Source organism: Streptomyces millisiae (assembly GCF_031845425.1).
Classification (GTDB): Bacteria; Actinomycetota; Actinomycetes; order Streptomycetales; family Streptomycetaceae; genus Streptomyces; species Streptomyces millisiae.
This window is the reverse complement of the sequence record NZ_JAVREM010000059.1, coordinates 24,919-41,050: the sequence shown is the minus strand read 5'-3', so window position 1 is coordinate 41,050 and position 16,132 is coordinate 24,919. Positions and strand designations below refer to the sequence as shown.

At 72.3% G+C, this 16,132-nt stretch carries 16 protein-coding genes and 1 other RNA gene; 4 read left to right on the top strand and 13 right to left on the bottom strand.

Translation table 11 applies throughout. The annotated features are described in order from the left end of the window. Window positions 1-12: 12 nt before the first annotated feature. From RNC47_RS28695 to RNC47_RS28685, 3 genes are all read right to left on the bottom strand, one after another. Window positions 13-912 carry a DUF1015 family protein gene (locus RNC47_RS28695; protein ID WP_311602847.1) on the bottom strand — a complete coding sequence of 300 codons (900 nt, stop codon included), beginning with the start codon at window positions 910-912 and terminating at the stop codon, window positions 13-15. A gap of 82 nt (window positions 913-994) precedes the next feature. Beyond that, window positions 995-2,338: an ATP-grasp domain-containing protein gene (locus tag RNC47_RS28690; RefSeq protein ID WP_311602845.1), complete on the bottom strand. Its 1,344-nt coding sequence runs from the start codon at window positions 2,336-2,338 to the stop codon at window positions 995-997. A gap of 110 nt (window positions 2,339-2,448) precedes the next feature. Next, window positions 2,449-2,571, bottom strand: a complete 123-nt coding sequence (locus tag RNC47_RS28685; RefSeq protein WP_311602844.1) for a hypothetical protein — start codon at window positions 2,569-2,571, stop codon at window positions 2,449-2,451. Window positions 2,572-2,848: 277 nt separating this feature from the next. Between RNC47_RS28685 and RNC47_RS28680 the strand changes: the two genes are divergently transcribed. Together RNC47_RS28680 and RNC47_RS28675 are read left to right on the top strand one after the other, a co-directional pair. Then, on the top strand, window positions 2,849-3,709 hold the full coding sequence (locus tag RNC47_RS28680) for a helix-turn-helix transcriptional regulator (RefSeq protein WP_311602842.1): 861 nt from the start codon (window positions 2,849-2,851) through the stop codon (window positions 3,707-3,709). A 38-nt stretch (window positions 3,710-3,747) separates the two neighbouring features. Further along, complete coding sequence (locus tag RNC47_RS28675; RefSeq protein ID WP_311602840.1) at window positions 3,748-4,809, top strand: helix-turn-helix transcriptional regulator; 1,062 nt, start codon at window positions 3,748-3,750, stop codon at window positions 4,807-4,809. Here the strand turns inward: RNC47_RS28675 and RNC47_RS28670 are convergent. Continuing rightward, window positions 4,788-5,768, bottom strand: a complete 981-nt coding sequence (locus RNC47_RS28670) for a LysR family transcriptional regulator (protein WP_311602853.1) — start codon at window positions 5,766-5,768, stop codon at window positions 4,788-4,790. The two genes, RNC47_RS28675 and RNC47_RS28670, sit on opposite strands and share 22 nt — an antisense overlap. 95 nt (window positions 5,769-5,863) lie before the next feature. On the opposite strand from RNC47_RS28670, the gene RNC47_RS28665 reads away from it, so the two are divergent. Further along, entirely contained in the window at window positions 5,864-6,037 is a 174-nt protein-coding gene (locus RNC47_RS28665; RefSeq protein WP_311602838.1) for a hypothetical protein, read from the top strand. Between the two features lie 171 nt (window positions 6,038-6,208). On the opposite strand, the gene RNC47_RS28660 is transcribed toward RNC47_RS28665, so the two are convergent. From RNC47_RS28660 to ftsE, 6 genes are all read right to left on the bottom strand, one after another. After that, window positions 6,209-8,053 (bottom strand): penicillin-binding transpeptidase domain-containing protein, encoded by a 1,845-nt coding sequence (locus RNC47_RS28660; protein WP_311602837.1) that lies wholly within the window; start codon window positions 8,051-8,053, stop codon window positions 6,209-6,211. Between the two features lie 205 nt (window positions 8,054-8,258). Next, window positions 8,259-8,631, bottom strand: a transfer-messenger RNA (tmRNA) gene (ssrA, locus tag RNC47_RS28655). 55 nt (window positions 8,632-8,686) lie between these two features. Further along, a complete protein-coding gene (gene smpB / locus RNC47_RS28650; protein WP_311602835.1) occupies window positions 8,687-9,166 on the bottom strand; it encodes an SsrA-binding protein SmpB in 480 nt (159 codons plus the stop codon). A 12-nt stretch (window positions 9,167-9,178) separates the two neighbouring features. Further along, window positions 9,179-10,330, bottom strand: coding sequence for a S41 family peptidase (locus tag RNC47_RS28645; RefSeq protein ID WP_394814902.1), 1,152 nt, complete (start codon window positions 10,328-10,330; stop codon window positions 9,179-9,181). An 89-nt stretch (window positions 10,331-10,419) separates the two neighbouring features. Continuing rightward, entirely contained in the window at window positions 10,420-11,331 is a 912-nt protein-coding gene (gene ftsX, locus RNC47_RS28640; RefSeq protein WP_311602833.1) for a permease-like cell division protein FtsX, read from the bottom strand. Between the two features lie 31 nt (window positions 11,332-11,362). Beyond that, window positions 11,363-12,052, bottom strand: a complete 690-nt coding sequence (gene ftsE / locus RNC47_RS28635; protein WP_311602832.1) for a cell division ATP-binding protein FtsE — start codon at window positions 12,050-12,052, stop codon at window positions 11,363-11,365. A gap of 256 nt (window positions 12,053-12,308) precedes the next feature. On the opposite strand from ftsE, the gene RNC47_RS28630 reads away from it, so the two are divergent. Continuing rightward, window positions 12,309-12,503, top strand: coding sequence for a hypothetical protein (locus tag RNC47_RS28630; RefSeq protein WP_311602830.1), 195 nt, complete (start codon window positions 12,309-12,311; stop codon window positions 12,501-12,503). A 111-nt stretch (window positions 12,504-12,614) separates the two neighbouring features. Here the strand turns inward: RNC47_RS28630 and RNC47_RS28625 are convergent, their stop codons facing one another. The 3 genes from RNC47_RS28625 to RNC47_RS28615 all read right to left on the bottom strand — a co-directional run bounded on the left by RNC47_RS28625 (window position 12,615) and on the right by RNC47_RS28615 (window position 16,103). Further along, complete coding sequence (locus RNC47_RS28625) at window positions 12,615-13,406, bottom strand: hypothetical protein (RefSeq protein WP_311602828.1); 792 nt, start codon at window positions 13,404-13,406, stop codon at window positions 12,615-12,617. Window positions 13,407-13,636: 230 nt separating this feature from the next. Further along, window positions 13,637-14,743 carry a peptide chain release factor 2 gene (gene prfB, locus RNC47_RS28620; protein WP_311602826.1) on the bottom strand — a complete coding sequence of 369 codons (1,107 nt, stop codon included), beginning with the start codon at window positions 14,741-14,743 and terminating at the stop codon, window positions 13,637-13,639. A gap of 79 nt (window positions 14,744-14,822) precedes the next feature. Continuing rightward, complete coding sequence (locus RNC47_RS28615; RefSeq protein ID WP_311602824.1) at window positions 14,823-16,103, bottom strand: serine/threonine-protein kinase; 1,281 nt, start codon at window positions 16,101-16,103, stop codon at window positions 14,823-14,825. Window positions 16,104-16,132 lie beyond the last annotated feature (29 nt).

Below are 16,132 nucleotides of genomic sequence, written 5' to 3'. Positions count from 1 at the left end.
GGTGGGAAAAACCTACGCCAGGGGCCACCGCGGCAGCGAAGGGCCCAGGTGGGTGGACTTGGGCGGCATGCCCGCCCCGCTGGCCGCGCCGGACCAGATCTGGTCCCACGTCGGCGGCGGCAGGATCAGGCCGACCTCCTCGGGCCCCGGCGGCTCGGTGGTGTAGCGCGGCGCCACCGGCACCCCCTGGTCCTCGCAGAGCGCGGGGATCAGCACGTGGTCGCTGATCGCCGCCGGCAGCTCCACCCACTCCGGGGGCACGAACCGCAGCCGACCGGCCATGGTCGCCGGCGACACCTCGGAGACCTCCCAGGCCCGGCCGCCGCCGGTCAGCACGAAGGTGCCGCTGCGCGGTGCGAGCCGCGCGCCGGCCGGCAGCTCGGTGACCCGCGCGACCCGGGCCGCCGTGGCCACCGCGCGGCCGAGGTCGAGGCCGGGCACCGCCCGGTGGGTGGCGGAGAGGGTCAGCGGGTAGCGGCGGTGGTCGACGACCAGCGCCGGCAGCCGGCCGGCCGCCGCGCCCGGCTCGGCCCGGCGCAGCCGCCTGGCGGCCTCCAGCCGGTGGTGGCCGTCGGCGAGCAGCACCGGCGGCAGGGCGGGAGGCACGTCGGTCCACGCCGGGTCGCACGCCCACAGCAGCTGGGTGCCGCCCTCCGGGGTGGGGAGTTCGCGGACCGGCGGCCCCTTGACCGTCTCGTCCACGCACTGCTGGAAGGAGCCGAGATCGGTCGCGGCCAGCAGTAACGGCTCGACCGGCGCGTCGGTCTGTTCGAGGAGCCGGACCTGGTTCCGCACGGCCGACTCGGCGACCTGCTGGTGCCGCAGCACGTGCCCGGTCTCCACCCCGTGCAGGCCCAACGCGCCGACCACGCCGCGTTGTTCGACGGCGCCGAGGGCGTCACGGCGTTCCACGACGAAGTAGGTGCGCCCGAGGGGCAGGAGGAGGTCTGTCCGTGGGGCCGGGGTCCGGGGCGGGACCAGCGCGGGGAACAGCTCAGGCCGCAGTGTGCTCCTCCTCCTTCACTGCCTCCCTCAGCATGTCCCGCGGCACGTCGGCACGTGGGATCTCCCGGGCCATCGCCCCGGCCAGCACGGACGGCCCGGGTTCCGGCGCCGGAGCCGGCAGCACCACGGGCCGCAGCGTGTCGAGCGCCTTGCGCAGCACCGCCTCCAGCTCCTGGGGGCTGTCGGCGACCGCCGTGACGTAGCCATGTCCGGCGACCCGGCTGGTGGCCTCCGGAACATGACTCCCCACGGGAACCGCGATCTCCAGCTCCCGCACCCCGGCGAGCGCCCGCGCCTCCGCGATCCCCTCCACCGCCTCGAAATGGCCGGGCGGCAGCCGCAGGAACCGGATGCCGGCACACCGCGGCTCGCCGAAGTCGGGCTCCGGCAGCGGCAGTCCGAGCGCGCTGGCGACGCTGAGCGCGATCAGGTCGGTCCCGGTGGCCAGCCGCAGCAGGTCGTGCACCTCGGTGGCTCCCGGGTGGGCGTGCGACTCGATGAGCCGCGGCCCCTCGGCGGTGACGATGACCTCGGTCTGCGAGAGCCCGTTGCGCTGGCCCGCCGAGTTGAGCGTGGCGACGACCAGTCGGTGGATCCGCTCCCGCGTGTCCTCGTCCAGATCGGCCGGCATGTCGTAGCCGGTCGTCCGCTGGTGCTCGGTGATGACGGCTCCCACCAGGTCGCGGGGGCCGTACTTCCTGGTGACGGCGAGGACCGTGTGCTCGCCTGCCCGCGAGTGCGCCTCGACGCTGTACTCCGGGCCGTCGAGGAACTCCTCGACGATCAGGGCGGGTTCGCCCGCCAGCTGGGCGGCCAGGTCCGACGCGTCCACCGCGCTGCGCAGCAGATGCACGTCCTGGCCGCCCGAGCCGGTGCGCGGCTTGGCCACGCACGGGAAGCCGACGCGCTCGGCGACGGCCACCAGATGCGCGGCACGGTCACAGTGCTCGAACCGGACGGGGGCACCGGTGAGCTGGTTGACCCTGCCGCGCAAGGCCGCCTTGTCCGTGAGGTACGCGACGGCCGCATGGGGGTTGCCCGGGAAGCGGAGCGCTTCGTTCGCCCGGGCGGCGATCAGGGCGCTGGCCTCGGTGAAGCCGAACACAGCAGCCCTGGCGGGAAGGTTGGTGAGATGGCCGACGGCCATCATCAGTTGGGGATGGTCGGTCCAGTCGACCGTGATCGCCTGGTCGGCGAGGGCGACGGCCTCCCGAACTCCCGGTCGTGACAGGTCGGGTGCCAACACCAGGGTGCGGGCGCCGACCCGGCGGGCCGCCTCGACCACCGCAGGGCGCGGGCTGAGCAGAACCGCCATCGGTGACTGGGGCGTCATCGTGCCGCCTCCTTGAGTCCACGAGATCCGAGGTTCGAGTCCACGTCCACGTCCAGTTCCAGGTCGACCGCGTCACCGGCCGAGGTGCCGGGCTCCCCGCGGGTCGCGCATCAGCCCCAGACGCTGCCGAGGGTGTCGTTCTGCCCGGCACTCGTGTCCTGAGCCGTGGCGACCCCACCGGACACCGCCGCGATCACGAAGGCGGCGAGAACGCTGAGAACAAACTTCTTCACGGGATCCCTCTTCCGTGTCCACATAGGCGAACATGAGTGGCATGCTGGCCCAATCATGCTCACGAGCATTCACGGCGAAGTCGATAGAATCGCTGTGGCATCATCTCGCCTGTCAAGTTGACGCCAAGGGGCTGGCCGATGTCGTTCGAGGAAGAAGATCGTGAGCGAATCCGGCAAAATAGACGCAGCGGCCGCCCGAGTTTACCGGCTCCGCGTGACTCACCCCACCAACTCCGTTGAATGGATTGCCGTTCGTGCTGGTCTTACACCGGAGCAAGTGAAGGACGCGGAGTTCCAGCTCGCCGAGTTGGGCCTGTTGCGGCCGTCCCCGAGCGGCGGCCGGGTGGCCATCAGCCCCGAGAGCGCCGCCGACGCGCTCCTCGCGCCGATGGAACAGGACATTCTCCAACGACGCATCGCGATGGCGGCGACCAGGGCCAGGCTGCACGCCCTCTCCGGCGACTACCTGGAAGCCCGCAGCATGCGCTCGGCCAAGAGCAGCATCGAGATCGTCGAGGGCATCGACAACATCCGCGCCGTCATCGACGACCTCGGCCGCACCTGCGCCAAGTCCCTGGACGCGCTGGTGTACGGCGGCCCACAGACCGACGACGCCCTCCGCGCCGCGCTGGCCGTGGACCGCGAGCTCCTCTCCCGTGGCATCCGGATCCGCTCGATCTTCCAGCACTCGGCGCGCGGCCACCGCGCCACCACCGTCTACGCGGCCACCCTCGCCAGCGAGGGCGGCCAGGTGCGCAGCACCGCCGTGTTGCCGTCCCGGATGCTGATCTACGACGACTGCGCGGTGCTGCCGCTCGACCCCCTGAACACGGCGGGCGGCGCCGCCCTGGTGCGCGATCCCGCGGTGCTCAAGTTCCTCAAGCAGCTCTTCGAGCACTACTGGGACCGGGCGTTGGACTTCGCCGAGGAGCAACGCACCGGCCCCGAGCCGGCCGGTGTCGAGCGCGAGGTGCTGCTGCTGATGGCGGCGGGCAAGAAGGACGAGGCGATCGCCCACCAGTTGGGCATGTCGCCCCGGTCCGTCAGCCGCATCGTCGCCCGCCTGATGGAGCGCCTCGGCGCCGAGAGCCGGTTCCAGGCGGGCGCGCGGGCCGCGCTCAACGGCTGGCTGTCCTGACACGACCACTCCGACGGGAAGGGGTGCGGACGATGGATGTGAGCACGACACAGGCGGGCGACGCCGTCGGCGACGGTGAGGCCGGCGCGGTGCTGGGCGACGACGAGGAGATCGACGCGGCGACCGTTCGCGTGTACCAGCTGCGGGTCACCCATCCCACCGACCTGGTCAGCCAGTTGGCGGCGCGGGCCGGTCTCGACCGGGAGCAGGTCAGCCAGGCCGAGAAGAAGCTCTCCCAGCTCGGCCTGTTGCAGCGCTCGCCGAGCGGCGGCTGGGTGGCGATCAGCCCGGAGAGCGCGGCGGAGGCGCTGCTCGCCCCGTTGGAGCGCGACATCCTCCAGCAGCGGATCGCGATGGCGGCCACCAGGGAGCAGTTGCACGCGCTCTCCGGCGACTACCTGGAAGCCCGCAGCATGCGCTCGGCCAAGAGCAGCATCGAGGTGGTCGAGGGGATAGAGAACGTCCGCGCGGTGATCGACGACCTGGGCCGCACCTGCACCACCTCGTTGGACTCCATGCAACCGGGTGGCGGCGTGACCGACGCGGCCGTCCGGGCGGCCGCACCGCTGGACATGGAGTTGCTGTCGCGCGGCATCACCATGCGGTCGCTGTTCCAGCACAGCGCCCGCCGCCACCGCAACACCGTGCAGTACGTGGAGCGGCTGACCACCGCCGGCGGGTCGGTGCGCAGCACCGGCACGCTGCCGTCCCGCATGCTGATCTACGACCGGGACTGCGTGGTGCTGCCGCTCGACCCGCTGGACACGGCGGCGGGCGCGGCCATCGTCCGGGACCCCTCGGTGCTGAGCTTCCTGTGCCAGGTCTTCGAACAGTGCTGGGAGGACGGCCGGGACTTCGTCGAGCCCGACGTGGCGGCGCCGGACACCGAGCCGGTGGGCGTCGAGCGCGAGGTGCTGCTGCTCATGGCGACCGGCCGCACCAACGACGACATCGCGCTGCGGCTCGGCGTCTCCCAGCGGTCGGTGAGCCGGACGGTGGCGCAGCTGATGGCGCGGCTCGGCGCCACCAACCGCTTCCAGGCGGGGGTGCGGGCGGCCGAGCTGGGCTGGCTGACCGTTCAGGACCCGGCGGAGGCGTAGAGCCCCTGGTCGGCCTCCGGCAGCCAGGAGCCGGCCGGGCGTTCCAACCAGGAGCCGCGGCCGCCCAGATCGCGGGCGGCCGCGGTGAGCGCGTCGAGCCCCGGGTGGTGCGGCCCGCGCCGCCACACCATGGAGACCGGGGAGAGCGGCACGGGTTCGACGAGCGGTCGCAGCACCATGCCCGGCACGCCGACGAACTCCGTGCTGGCCAGCACGGACCAGCCCTGCCTGCGCACGACCCGGCCGAACTCCGCCTCGCCCTCGATCTTCGGGAACGGCGGCGCGAGGTGGATGCCGCGCCCGGCGAAGAGGCTGCGGGCGTAGTCGGTCCACTCGGTGGTCTCCTCGTTGCCCGCCGCCGCGTACAGCGTCTCGCCCGCCAGTTCGGCGAGCGGCACCCGGGGCAGCGCGGCCAGCCGGTGGTCGCCCGGCAGCAGCACGGCCACCCGCTCGAAGCGGATCAGCCGGTGCGCGAGCCCGGCCCGCACGGCCGGGGCGAGGCCGGCCACCCGGCCGAACGACACGTCGAGCCGGCCGTCGGCGATCTCGGCCGCCGCCCTGGCGAGGCCGCTGTGGTAGCGGGCGACGAACTCGAGCTCGGGCGCGATCAGCCGCGCCTCGTCGAGCACCCGCTGCCCGGTGGCGACCCGCGCCGCCACGTCCACCACCAGTGGCCGGTCGCCACCGGCCGCCACGGCGGCGCCGAGCCCGTCGTACGCCGCCAGCACACGGCGCGCGTGCGGCAGCAGGCGCTCCCCCTCCCGGGTGAGGGCCACATGCCGGGTGCTCCGGTCGAAGAGCGCCGTCCCCCACTCGCGTTCCAGCCGCCTGATGTCCCGGCTGAGCGCCTGCTGCGCCACGAAGAGCCGGCCGGCGGCCCGGGTGAAGTGCAGTTCCTCGGCCACCGTGACGAACGCGCGCAGCAGTCGGGGATCGGTCTCGTGGTGCACGAGGACCATTCTCACGCGCCCCAGCCGATTCACAACAGGGGCGCGTGAATGGGCGCTGATCAGGTGTTGGACGCGGCGCCTCGCCCTTGGCGAGGGTGGATGCCATGCCGACCATGCTCTTCGCCCTCACCGGGGGCACGCTGATCGCCGCCCTCCCCTCGGCCCTGGACACCCGCCCACCCGCCGCGCGGGCGAACCCACGACGCCGCCGGCCGTCGTCCGCCGGCCGGCGAGCCGGGCGCGGGACACCCCCGCTCCGCCGACGGGCGGACGAGTGAGCGGCTAGGTCCTGTCCGGGCGGTCTTCGAGGATCAGCCCGCGGCGTCAGACGCGGTGCATCGCAAGGCACCGGATCGCAGCTCATACTTGGCCGTATTCGCGCGATTCGGTAACGCAGCGAGGTGCCGTGTATGGCGTCGCGGGCCCGAAGAAGATCGCCCGGACAGGGCCTAGAGCGCCGTGAGGAAGGCCGCGGCCAGCGGCCCGGCGTCGCGGCCGCCCGAGCCGCCGTCCTCGAGCACCACCGCGAACGCCAGGTCGCCCTCGCCGAGGAAGCCGATCATCCACGCGTTGGTCGACAGCTCGCCGTCCTCCGCCCGGTACTCGGCCGTCCCGGTCTTGCCGTGCGGCTCGCCCGGCACGCCGTCCAGCGCCGAGGCGCTGCCCTCCGTCACGGTGGCCCGCATCATCGTGCGGAGCGCCGCGACCGTGGACTCGGACAGCTCGGTGTCCGCCTGGTACGGCTCCTCCACGGCCGCCGGGACCAGCAGCGGCTGGCGGAACGTTCCGTCCGCCACGGTGGCGGCCACCGAGGCCATCACCAGCGGGCTGGCCTGCACCTGGCCCTGCCCGATCAGCGACGCGGCCAGCGCGTTCTCGTCCTCGGCGACCGGCACGCTGCCGTCGAAGGTGACGGCGCCCACGCTCCACTCCTCGCCTATGCCGAAGGCCCGCGCCGTCCGGTTGAGGGTGTCGTCCTCGAAGCGGTCCCGGTTGCCGATGAACGCCGTGTTGCAGGACTCGGTGAACGCCTCGCGCAGGGTCGTCTCGGGCCCGAGCTCGAACTCGTTCTGGTTCTCGAAGGCCTGGCCGTTCACGGTGACCTCACGGGGGCAGCCGAGGCGGTCGTCCGGCGTCACCCCGGCTTCGAGCAGCGCGGCCGCCGTCACTACCTTGAAGGTGGACCCGGGCGCCAACTGCCCCTGGAGGGACCGGTTGAACCCGTCGAGCGGCCAGTCGGCCGCGGCCAGCACCTCGCCGGACGACGGCCGTATCGCGACGATCGAGCCGGCCCGCCCGAGGTCGTCGAGCGCCTCCTCGGCCGCGGCCTGCACCTCGGGGTCGATCGTGGTCTCCACCGGGCTGCCGGCCTCGCCACCCTCCTGCTCGTAGAGGGTGTCGACGGCCTCGCCCGACTCGCGGTCGGCGATCACCACCGCGGAGGCGGGGGTGCCGGCCAACTGCTCGTCGTAGCGCTGCTGCAGCCCCGAGGAGCCGGCGCCGGACTCGGGGTCGAGGCCCCCGACCAGCGACCTGGCCGCGTGCGCCAGCGGCCTGGTGTCCTCCTGGACCTGGATCCCGGGCACGGCCCCCAACTCCCCGGCGTGCTCCTGGTAGTCGGCGTCCCGCAGGGTCACCACCGGCACCGCCTGGTCCGGCTCGGCCGCGGCCACCCGGTCCGCCAGCGCCTCGGTGTCGACCCCCACGTCCAGCGCGTCGATCGCCTCGTACGCCGCCGCGGGATCGCTGAGCATCGCGGGCCAGAGGCTGATGTCCCACACGGTCGAAGGGCCGGCCAACTGGCTGCCGTCGGCCGCGAGTATGGGCGCCCGCTCGGGCTCCTCGGTGGTGAGGACCAGCGTCTGCCCCTCCCCCAACCGCGGGTGGACGACGGCGGGTTCCCAGCGCACCAGCCAACGGTCCTCCTCGCCGGGCACCATCACCGCGGCCGAGTCGTAGGACCAGTCGCCCAGCTCCCCCAGGGTGAACGTCGCGGTGAACGGCACCCGCATCGCCTCGTCCGCGTCCTCGACCGCCTCGGCCTCGCCGGCGATCTCCAGCACGGTCTCCTCGGAGCCCATGTTCTCCGCCACCGAGTCGAGCAACGAACGCGCGCCCTCCGGATCGTCGGTGAGCGACGCGGCCCGCGCCAGGTCACCGTCGGCCCAGGCGCGCAGGAAGGCGTCCGCGCCGTCCCGCGCCTGGTCGGAGCGGCCGTCGCCGTCCACGCCACGGAGCACGAGCACCGCGACCACCGCCAACACCGTGACCAGCACGGCGCCACCTATCACCACGCTTCGATGAGACCGCCAACTCGCCGGCTGCCGCTGCGGGTCCCACCCCGGTGCACTGTTCCCCATGGCGCGCACCCTACCGCCGCCACCCGGGCCAAGCCGAGCAGAAACGACAAAGACGACGTGGCCTGGAACGACGCGGGGCTCTGAAACGACGAAGGCGACGCGGCCCGCGCGGAGCGCGGGCGCACGTCGCCTGTCGACGGAGTGGAGATGGCGGGAATCGAACCCGCGTCCAACGAAGCAGAAGGAGGGCTTCTCCGAGCGCAGTCCGCTCTGATTTTCTCAGCCCCGGAGATCACGCGGACAAGTCTCCGACGGGCTCAGTCGCTGTTTGGTGTCCCCTTAGCTCCCGCGACCGGAGCTAACAGGTGAGTTCCCTAGCTGATGCCAGACACCGGGACGGGAACAGGCCCGGGCTGACACTTCGCGAGTCGCTGCTCAGGCAGCGAGGGCGAAGGAATCGCGCTTGTTATTGGCGATTATTTTTTCACGGCACATGGTTAACGAGATCATTGCCGCGCTTCCTCGGCTCGCTTCCCCTACTTCGACATCCGCTGTCGAAACCGATCATCCCCATGTTGAGTTAACAAACACCACGACCGCTCCCGGCCGCGTCCCTGCCATGATACGTCACGCGCGCTGCCTGCGGCGAGCCGCCGAGACGACGCGCTCCGCCTCCCGGCGGTCCTGCTTCTCCCGCAGCGTCTGCCGCTTGTCGTAGTCCCGCTTGCCCCGCGCCAGGGCGAGCTCGACCTTGGCTCGTCCGTTCAGGAAGTAGAGGGAGAGCGGCACCAGCGTCAGGCCCGTCTCCTGGATCCGGCCGACCAGCTTGTCGATCTCCGCGCGGTGCATCAGCAGCTTCCGCTTCCGCCGGGCGCTGTGGTTGGTCCAGGTGCCCTGCGCGTACTCGGGGATGTGCACGTTGTGCAGCCACACCTCGCCGCCGTCGATCTGGCCGAAACCGTCGACGAGGGACGCGCGGCCCTGGCGCAGCGACTTCACCTCGGTGCCGGTCAGTACCAGACCGCATTCGTACGTGTCCAGAACGTGATAGTCGTGCCGCGCCTTCTTGTTCTGCGCGATCAGCTTGCGCCCCGTTTCCTTTGCCATGACCAGCCGAGTCTACCGGCCGGCCGCCAGACCGCCGAGCACGTTTTCCGCCCGCTCCTCGGCGTCCTCGCCGGGGCCGACGAGCAGGTCGGGCACGAGTCCCTCGGAGCCGACCGTACGGCCCGACGGGGTGGCGTAGCGGCCCACGGTCAGCTCGGCGACCGAGCCGTCCGGCTGCACGTCCGGCATCTGGACGGTGCCCTTGCCGAAGGTCGGGGTGCCGACGATCACCGCGCGGTTGCGGTCCTGGAGGGCGCCGGTCAGCATCTCGGCCGAGCTCATGGTGCCGCCGTCCACCAGCACCACCAGGGGCCTCTCCGTGTCCCCGCCGGGCTCGGCGTGCAGCGCGTTCTGCTCGCCGCGCACGTCGTAGGTGGCGACCAGGCCGCCGTCCAGGAAGACGGAGGCCGCGGCGGCGGCCTCGGTGAGCAGCCCGCCGGTGTTCCCGCGCAGGTCGAGCACGATGCCGTCCTCCGGCGGCGCGCTGTGTGCCGCGGCCCGGACCAGCTCGCCCGAGCCCTCGACGAAGGAGCTGACGTGGATCCTGGTGACGCCCGGCTCGTCGCGGGTGACGGTGACCGGGCGGGCGGTCAGCCGGGCGCGCTCCACCTGGACCGTGGTGACCACGTCCTCCCGCGCGACGCCGAGCAGCACCGTGCTGCCGGCGGGCGCCGGCTCGGGGCCCGCGCTGCCGCGCAGCCGGCTCACGGCGTCGGTGACCGGGCGGCCGGTGAGCGGCACGCCGTCGATGGTGACCAGTTCGTCGCCGGCCCGGACGCCGGCGCGCTCGGCCGGGCTGCCCGGGTGCACCTCGCTGACCACGATGCGGCCCTCGGCGGTGCTGATCACCGCGATCCCGGTGCCGACGTACTCGCCGGCCAGGTTCAGCCGGACCGACTGGTACTCCTCCGCCGAGTAGGCGCTCGCCCAGCGGTCGCCGCTACGGCTCACCAACTCGCCGGCGTCGTCGAGCGTCTCGGCCCGCTCCGGGCCCGGCCCGGCGGCCGGCACCGGCTGGCCGGAGCCCGCCGCCTCCGGCCAGGAGCCGGTGGCGGCGCCCGTCACGAGCACCCCGGCGAAGACACACGCCAGGGCGGTCCCCCGCCTGGCGGCGGCACCCCCGCCCCGTGGCCCAAACGAAACTCCGTGACACGGTCGTGACATGGTGCGGAGTGTAGGACACCCCCGGGGGGCGCACGGGAGTTTCACCCGGTACGTCCGGGTGCACGCCACGGTGATAAATCACACGCGCCCTACACGCGCAGGTACTTGCGGAGCGCGAAGAAGGCCGCCAGGGAGGGCATCAGCGCGCTCACCACCAGCACCAACGGCAGCACCGAGAGCACCGCGTCCCAGCCGATGAAGTTGATCAGCGGGATCTGCTCGGCCAGGAAGTTGTTGATCGCGAAGTACTTGACGCCCACGATCAGCACACAGGCGAACAACCCGCCGAGCAGGCCGGCGATCGCCGCCTCCAGGATGAACGGCAGCTGGATGTAGAGGCTGGACGCGCCGACCAGACGCATGATCCCGGTCTCCCGGCGCCGGCTGAACGCCGAGACCCGCACCGTGTTCACGATCAGCAGCATCGCCACCACCAGCATCAGCGCCATCAGCCCGAGCGCCGCGTAGTTGACGCCGTTGAGCAGGTCGAACAGGTTCTCCAGCGTCGAGCGCTGGTCCTGCACCGACTGCACGCCCTCCCGACCCGCGAACGCCGAGGACACGACGTCGTACTGGGTCGGGTCGGTCAGCTTGACCCGGTACGACTCCTGCATCTGGTCCGGGGTGACCACGGCGGCGATCGGCGAGTCGGCCTGCTGCTCCTGGTAGTGCGTGTACGCCTCGTCGGCCGACTCGTAGAAGACGTCCTCGACGAGCTCCAGTTCCTCGAGCTCCGCCAGCAGTTGCTCCTTCTGGTCCTCGGTGACCGCGCCGCGGGCGCAGGCGGGGTCGGTCTGGGCGTCGTTCTCGTTGCAGAGGAATATCGACACCTCGACCCGGTCGTACCAGAAGTCCTTCATGCTGTTGACCTGCTGGTTGGTCAGCAGCGAGCCGCCGAGCAGGGACAGCGAGAGGGCGACCGACACGATCACCGCGAAGGTCATCGTCAGATTGCGGCGGAGACCGACGCCGATCTCCGACAGGACGAAGTGGGCGCGCATGGCGTCCTTTCAGTCGGGGCTCAGGCCGGGGTCAGTGCTGGTAGCCGTAGACGCCGCGGGTCTGGTCGCGGACGAGACGGCCCTTCTCGAGCTCGATGACGCGCTTGCGCATCTGGTCCACGATCTGCGCGTCGTGGGTGGCCATGACGACGGTCGTGCCGGTGCGGTTGATGCGGTCCAGGAGCTTCATGATGCCGACCGAGGTCTGCGGGTCCAGGTTGCCGGTCGGCTCGTCCGCGATCAGCAGCATCGGCCGGTTGACGAACGCCCGTGCGATGGCGACGCGTTGCTGCTCACCGCCGGAGAGCTCACCCGGCATCCGCTCCTCCTTGCCGCCGAGGCCGACGAGTTCGAGGACCTCCGGCACGGTCTTGCGGATCTGCCCGCGGGGCTTGCCGATGACCTCGAGCGCGAAGGCGACGTTCTCGCCCACCGTCTTGTTCGGCAGCAGCCGGAAGTCCTGGAACACGGTGCCGAGTTGGCGGCGCATCTGGGGGATCTTCCAGTTGGAGAGCCGGCCCAGGTCCTTGCCGAGCACGTGCACCGAGCCGTGGCTGGCGCGCTCCTCGCGCAGCAGCAGCCGCAGGAAGGTGGACTTGCCGGAGCCGGAGGAGCCCACCAGGAAGACGAACTCGCCGCGTTCGACCTCGAGGGACACGTTGTTGAGGGCCGGCGCGTTCTGCTTCGGGTACGTCTTGGAGACGTTGTCGAATCGGATCACGGTTACACCATGTCGGGATGGGGTACATGCGGGGGGCTCCCCGTCGCTGGGGCAGACCATACGCGAAGCGGCGTGTGGTCCGCAGGCGGCGTCCCAGGCCATCCGCTTTTGCCGGTTTCGCTCCCGTTGGGTGGATCGGGGTCCTGTTTCCAGGCCGGTCCCCGGCGGGATCCGGCCCGGATCCGGTCGGGCTTCTGCGTTTCCGTACGGACCCTGGCACAGTAGGGAGCAGGGGGAGATGAGAGGAGACGATCGCATGACCGCCGACTGGCTGGTGTGCGCCAACTGCGCGGGGCGGGTCAGCGAGGGCCGTTGCGCCGTCTGCCGGGCCGAGCTCGCGCGGCTGCGCGCGGAGCGTGGCCCGTGGGGCGCGCTCGGCAGCCCCGCCGGTCTCGTCGCCCTGCTGCTGGCGCTGGTGGCCGTGCTGCTGCTGGTCGCCAGGCCCGCCTGAGCGGGCCGGAGCCCGGGACTCGAACGAGCGGGCCCGGGGCAGCAGCGCCGCCCCGGGCCCGTTCTGATGTGCGTGGTGTTACGCGGTGCACGCGCGCCGTGACCTGGCTGGTCAGGCGGCGGCCGCACCACCGTTCTTGGTGATCAGCCGCGGCAGGTAGCGGAAGGCCACGCCGCCCGCGATCATGGTCGCGGCACCGATGATCAGCAGCGTCTCGTTCATGGAGGCGCCGGTCTCGGCCAGCTCGCCGTTGCCGCTGGGAACGGCCTCGGCCTCCTCCTCGGTCAGCTGCTCGGTCGGGTCGTTCTGCTCGATCGGCGAGGTGGCACCCTCGGAGTCGGGCTGCGGACCGCCGGCGCCCTCGGCGACACCCTCGGGGCTACCGCCGTCGGCGCCGTTGGCCGCGCCACCGTCGTCAGCACCGCCGTCGTCCGCGCCACCGTCATCGGCACCGCCGTCGTCCGCGCCACCGTCATCGGCACCGCCGTCGTCCGCGCCACCGTCATCGGCACCGCCGTCGTCCGCGCCACCGTCATCGGCACCGCCGTCGTCCGCGCCACCGTCGTCAGCACCGCCGTCGTCCGCGCCACCGTCATCGGCACCGCCGTCGTCCGCGCCACCGTCGTCAGCACCGCCGTCATCGGCACCGCCGTCGTCAGCACCGCCGTCGTCCGCGCCACCGTCATCGGCACCGCCGTCGTTGCCCTCGGTCAGACCGAGAATGGCACCGTCCGCGCCCTCGGCGACGCCGAGGATGGCGGCGTCCTGGGCGGTCGGCGCCGAGCTGTCCTTGCTCTGCTCACCCGCGGACGCCGTGCCGACGACGGCGAGCGAGGCGCCCGCCGCGAAGACGGCGGCCGCGGCGACGCGCGCCATGTTGGCGCGTGTCTTGGGACTGGCCATAGATGCACTACCCCCTGTAGCTGTTCGGTACAGACTATGTCCCGCTTGTCATGGGCAGCCTGCGCAAGGGCGGCGCCCGGCGCGGAGGGCACCGAGCCTCTCACGCGCCCCTTGCGCAACACGCACCCCTGGACATAGGCATGCCAGGCGAACAGCTTTCCCGCTGAAACGACCCCCGTCAAGCGGGATGTCCGGTAAATGCCGAGCGGGCCAAGAAAGTTGTGTGAAGGTTACTTCTCCTGCTGTTTCCGCCAGCGGATTCCCGCCTCCAGGAAGTCATCGATATCCCCGTCCAAAACACCCTGGGGGTTTCCGACTTCGTGTTCGGTACGAAGATCCTTGACCATCTGGTACGGCTGGAGGACGTAGCTCCGCATCTGGTTGCCCCAGGAGTTGCCGCCGTCGCCCTTGAGCGCGTCCATCTTGGCCTGCTCCTGCGCCCGTTGGTGGGCGAGCAGCCGGGCCTGCAGCACGCGCATCGCGGCGGCGCGGTTCTGGATCTGGGACTTCTCGTTCTGACAGGAGACGACGATGCCGGTGGGCAGGTGGGTGATGCGGACCGCCGAGTCCGTGGTGTTGACGGACTGTCCACCGGGGCCCGAGGAGCGGAAGACGTCCACCCGGATCTCGTTCTCCGGGACCTCGATGTGGTCGGTCTGCTCCACCACCGGCAGCACCTCGACGCCGGCGAACGAGGTCTGGCGGCGGCCCTGGTTGTCGAACGGGGAGATCCGCACCATGCGGTGGGTGCCCTGCTCGACCGAGAGCGTGCCGTAGGCGTAGGGGGCCTTGACGGTGAAGGTGGTCGACTTGATGCCGGCCTCCTCCGCGTAGGAGGTGTCGAGCACCTCGGTCGGGTAGCCCTTGCGCTCGGCCCAGCGCAGGTACATGCGCTGCAGCTGCTCCGCGAAGTCGGCCGCGTCCACGCCGCCGGCCTCGGCCCTGATGCTGACCATGGCCTCGCGCTGGTCGTACTCGCCGGAGAGCAGGGTGCGGACCTCGAGCTCGTCCACCGCCTTCTGGACGGCGGCCAGCTCGGCCTCGGCCTCCTTGCGGGTGTCCGCGTCGGACTCGGCCTCGGCGAGCTCGAAGAGCACCTCGAGGTCGTCGATGCGGCTGTGCAGCTCCTCGGTCTTGCGCACCTGGGCCTGGAGCAGGGAGAGCTTGCTGGTGACCTGCTGGGCGCGCTCCGGGTCGTCCCAGAGGGTGGGGGCGGCCGCCTGCTCCTCAAGCGAGGCGACCTCGGCCCGCAGGCTGTCCAGGTCGAGGACGGCCTCGATCGACTCCATGGTGGAGGCGAGAGACTTCAGAGCTTCGGATACATCGACAACTGCCACACGTCCAGCGTAACGGCTGGGCGCCGCGGCCAGCGGCGCGCGCCGTCGGCGGGCGGCGTGGCCGCCCGCCGACGGGCCGCTACGCGGGCTGGGAGAGCTGGACGTCCGCCCTGGGCGGGCCGCCGGCCGGCTCGCCCAGGCCGCCGTCGCTGCTGTCGCCGCCGGAGAACAGCAGCCAGCCGCCGAGCGCGGCGGCGCAGACCAGGGCGGCGGCCGTCACGGCCAGCCGCCTGCGGCGGCGGGCGGCCGCGGCGTTCCTGGCCGAGCCGGCCCGGCGCTCGCCGGCGGTCCTGATGGTGCGCGCGGTGCCGTGCGCGCCCCCGGCCAGCTCCTCCGCGTCCGGTACCCGCATCCGGGTGTGGGTCTCGCGCTCCGAGTCGGGCGCGGTGCCGCGGACCAGCGGCACCGCGACCCGCCCCGCGCCACCGCCGCCACCGCCCGCGGCGGCCAGGGCCGCGATCGGCTCCTCCGCCTCGACGGGCTCGGGCGCCGCGTCCTCCTCCGGGTCGCCGATGTCGAGCGGCGGCAGACCCTCCAGGGACGGCAGCAACTCGCGCAGTCGGGAGGCCAGCTCGGCCGCGCGCAGTCGGGAGGCCGGCGCCTTGGCGAGGCACTGCTGGATCAGCTCCCACAGCTCGCGCGGGATGCCGGGCAGCTCGGCGGCCTTCTCGGTGACCTGCCGGCGCAGCACGGCGCCCGGGTGGCCGCCGCCGAAGGGGGTGAAGCCGGCCAGCAGCTCGTAGAGGACGGTGACCAGCGCGTAGATGTCCACGGCCGCGCGGGGCGGCAGGCCCTCCACGATCTCGGGGGCCAGATAGTCGGGGGTGCCGACGACGCCGCCCTTGCCGCCGTGCCGCGGCTCGTCGATCAGCTTGGCGACGCCGAAGTCGGTGAGCAGCGCGACCCGGCCGCCCTCGGGGGTGTCGAGCAGGATGTTCTCGGGCTTGACGTCACGGTGCACGATGCCGGCGGCGTGCGCGACGGCCAGGCCATTGGCGACGGCCGCGGTGATCGCCACGGCCTCGCGCGGCGCGAGACGGCGCTCGCGCTCCAGGTGGCGGCGCAGGTCGGGGCCGCGCACCAGGTCCATGACCAGGGCGACCTCCTGGCCGTCGGGGGTGTCGCCCGAGTCCGCGATGATCAGGTCGCGGACGCCGACGATGTTGGGGTGTTCGAGTCCGAGCAGGGCGTGCCGCTCGTGGGCGAAGCGCTCGGCCAGGTCGCGGTCCGCGGCGAGGTCCTCACGCAGGAGCTTGATCGCCACGGGGCCGTCGGGCCCGTCCCCGAGCCACACCGTTCCGGCACTGCCGCGGCCGAGCACACGGTGGACGGTGTAGTGGCTGCCGATGTTCCGTGCCATGGCGTGAGGCTACGACGACCCGTCAGGTG

What these genes read in the sequence shown, in the direction of transcription:
- RNC47_RS28645 (WP_394814902.1), bottom strand. Translation starts at nt 10,330, where the DNA reads ATGTCACGACCGTGTCACGGAGTTTCGTTTGGGCCACGGGGCGGGGGT.
- RNC47_RS28630 (WP_311602830.1), top strand. Translation starts at nt 12,309, where the DNA reads ATGACCGCCGACTGGCTGGTGTGCGCCAACTGCGCGGGGCGGGTCAGC.
- RNC47_RS28665 (WP_311602838.1), top strand. Translation starts at nt 5,864, where the DNA reads ATGCCGACCATGCTCTTCGCCCTCACCGGGGGCACGCTGATCGCCGCC.
- RNC47_RS28625 (WP_311602828.1), bottom strand. Translation starts at nt 13,406, where the DNA reads ATGGCCAGTCCCAAGACACGCGCCAACATGGCGCGCGTCGCCGCGGCC.
- RNC47_RS28670 (WP_311602853.1), bottom strand. Translation starts at nt 5,768, where the DNA reads ATGGTCCTCGTGCACCACGAGACCGATCCCCGACTGCTGCGCGCGTTC.
- RNC47_RS28615 (WP_311602824.1), bottom strand. Translation starts at nt 16,103, where the DNA reads ATGGCACGGAACATCGGCAGCCACTACACCGTCCACCGTGTGCTCGGC.
- smpB (WP_311602835.1), bottom strand. Translation starts at nt 9,166, where the DNA reads ATGGCAAAGGAAACGGGGCGCAAGCTGATCGCGCAGAACAAGAAGGCG.
- ftsX (WP_311602833.1), bottom strand. Translation starts at nt 11,331, where the DNA reads ATGCGCGCCCACTTCGTCCTGTCGGAGATCGGCGTCGGTCTCCGCCGC.
- RNC47_RS28690 (WP_311602845.1), bottom strand. Translation starts at nt 2,338, where the DNA reads ATGACGCCCCAGTCACCGATGGCGGTTCTGCTCAGCCCGCGCCCTGCG.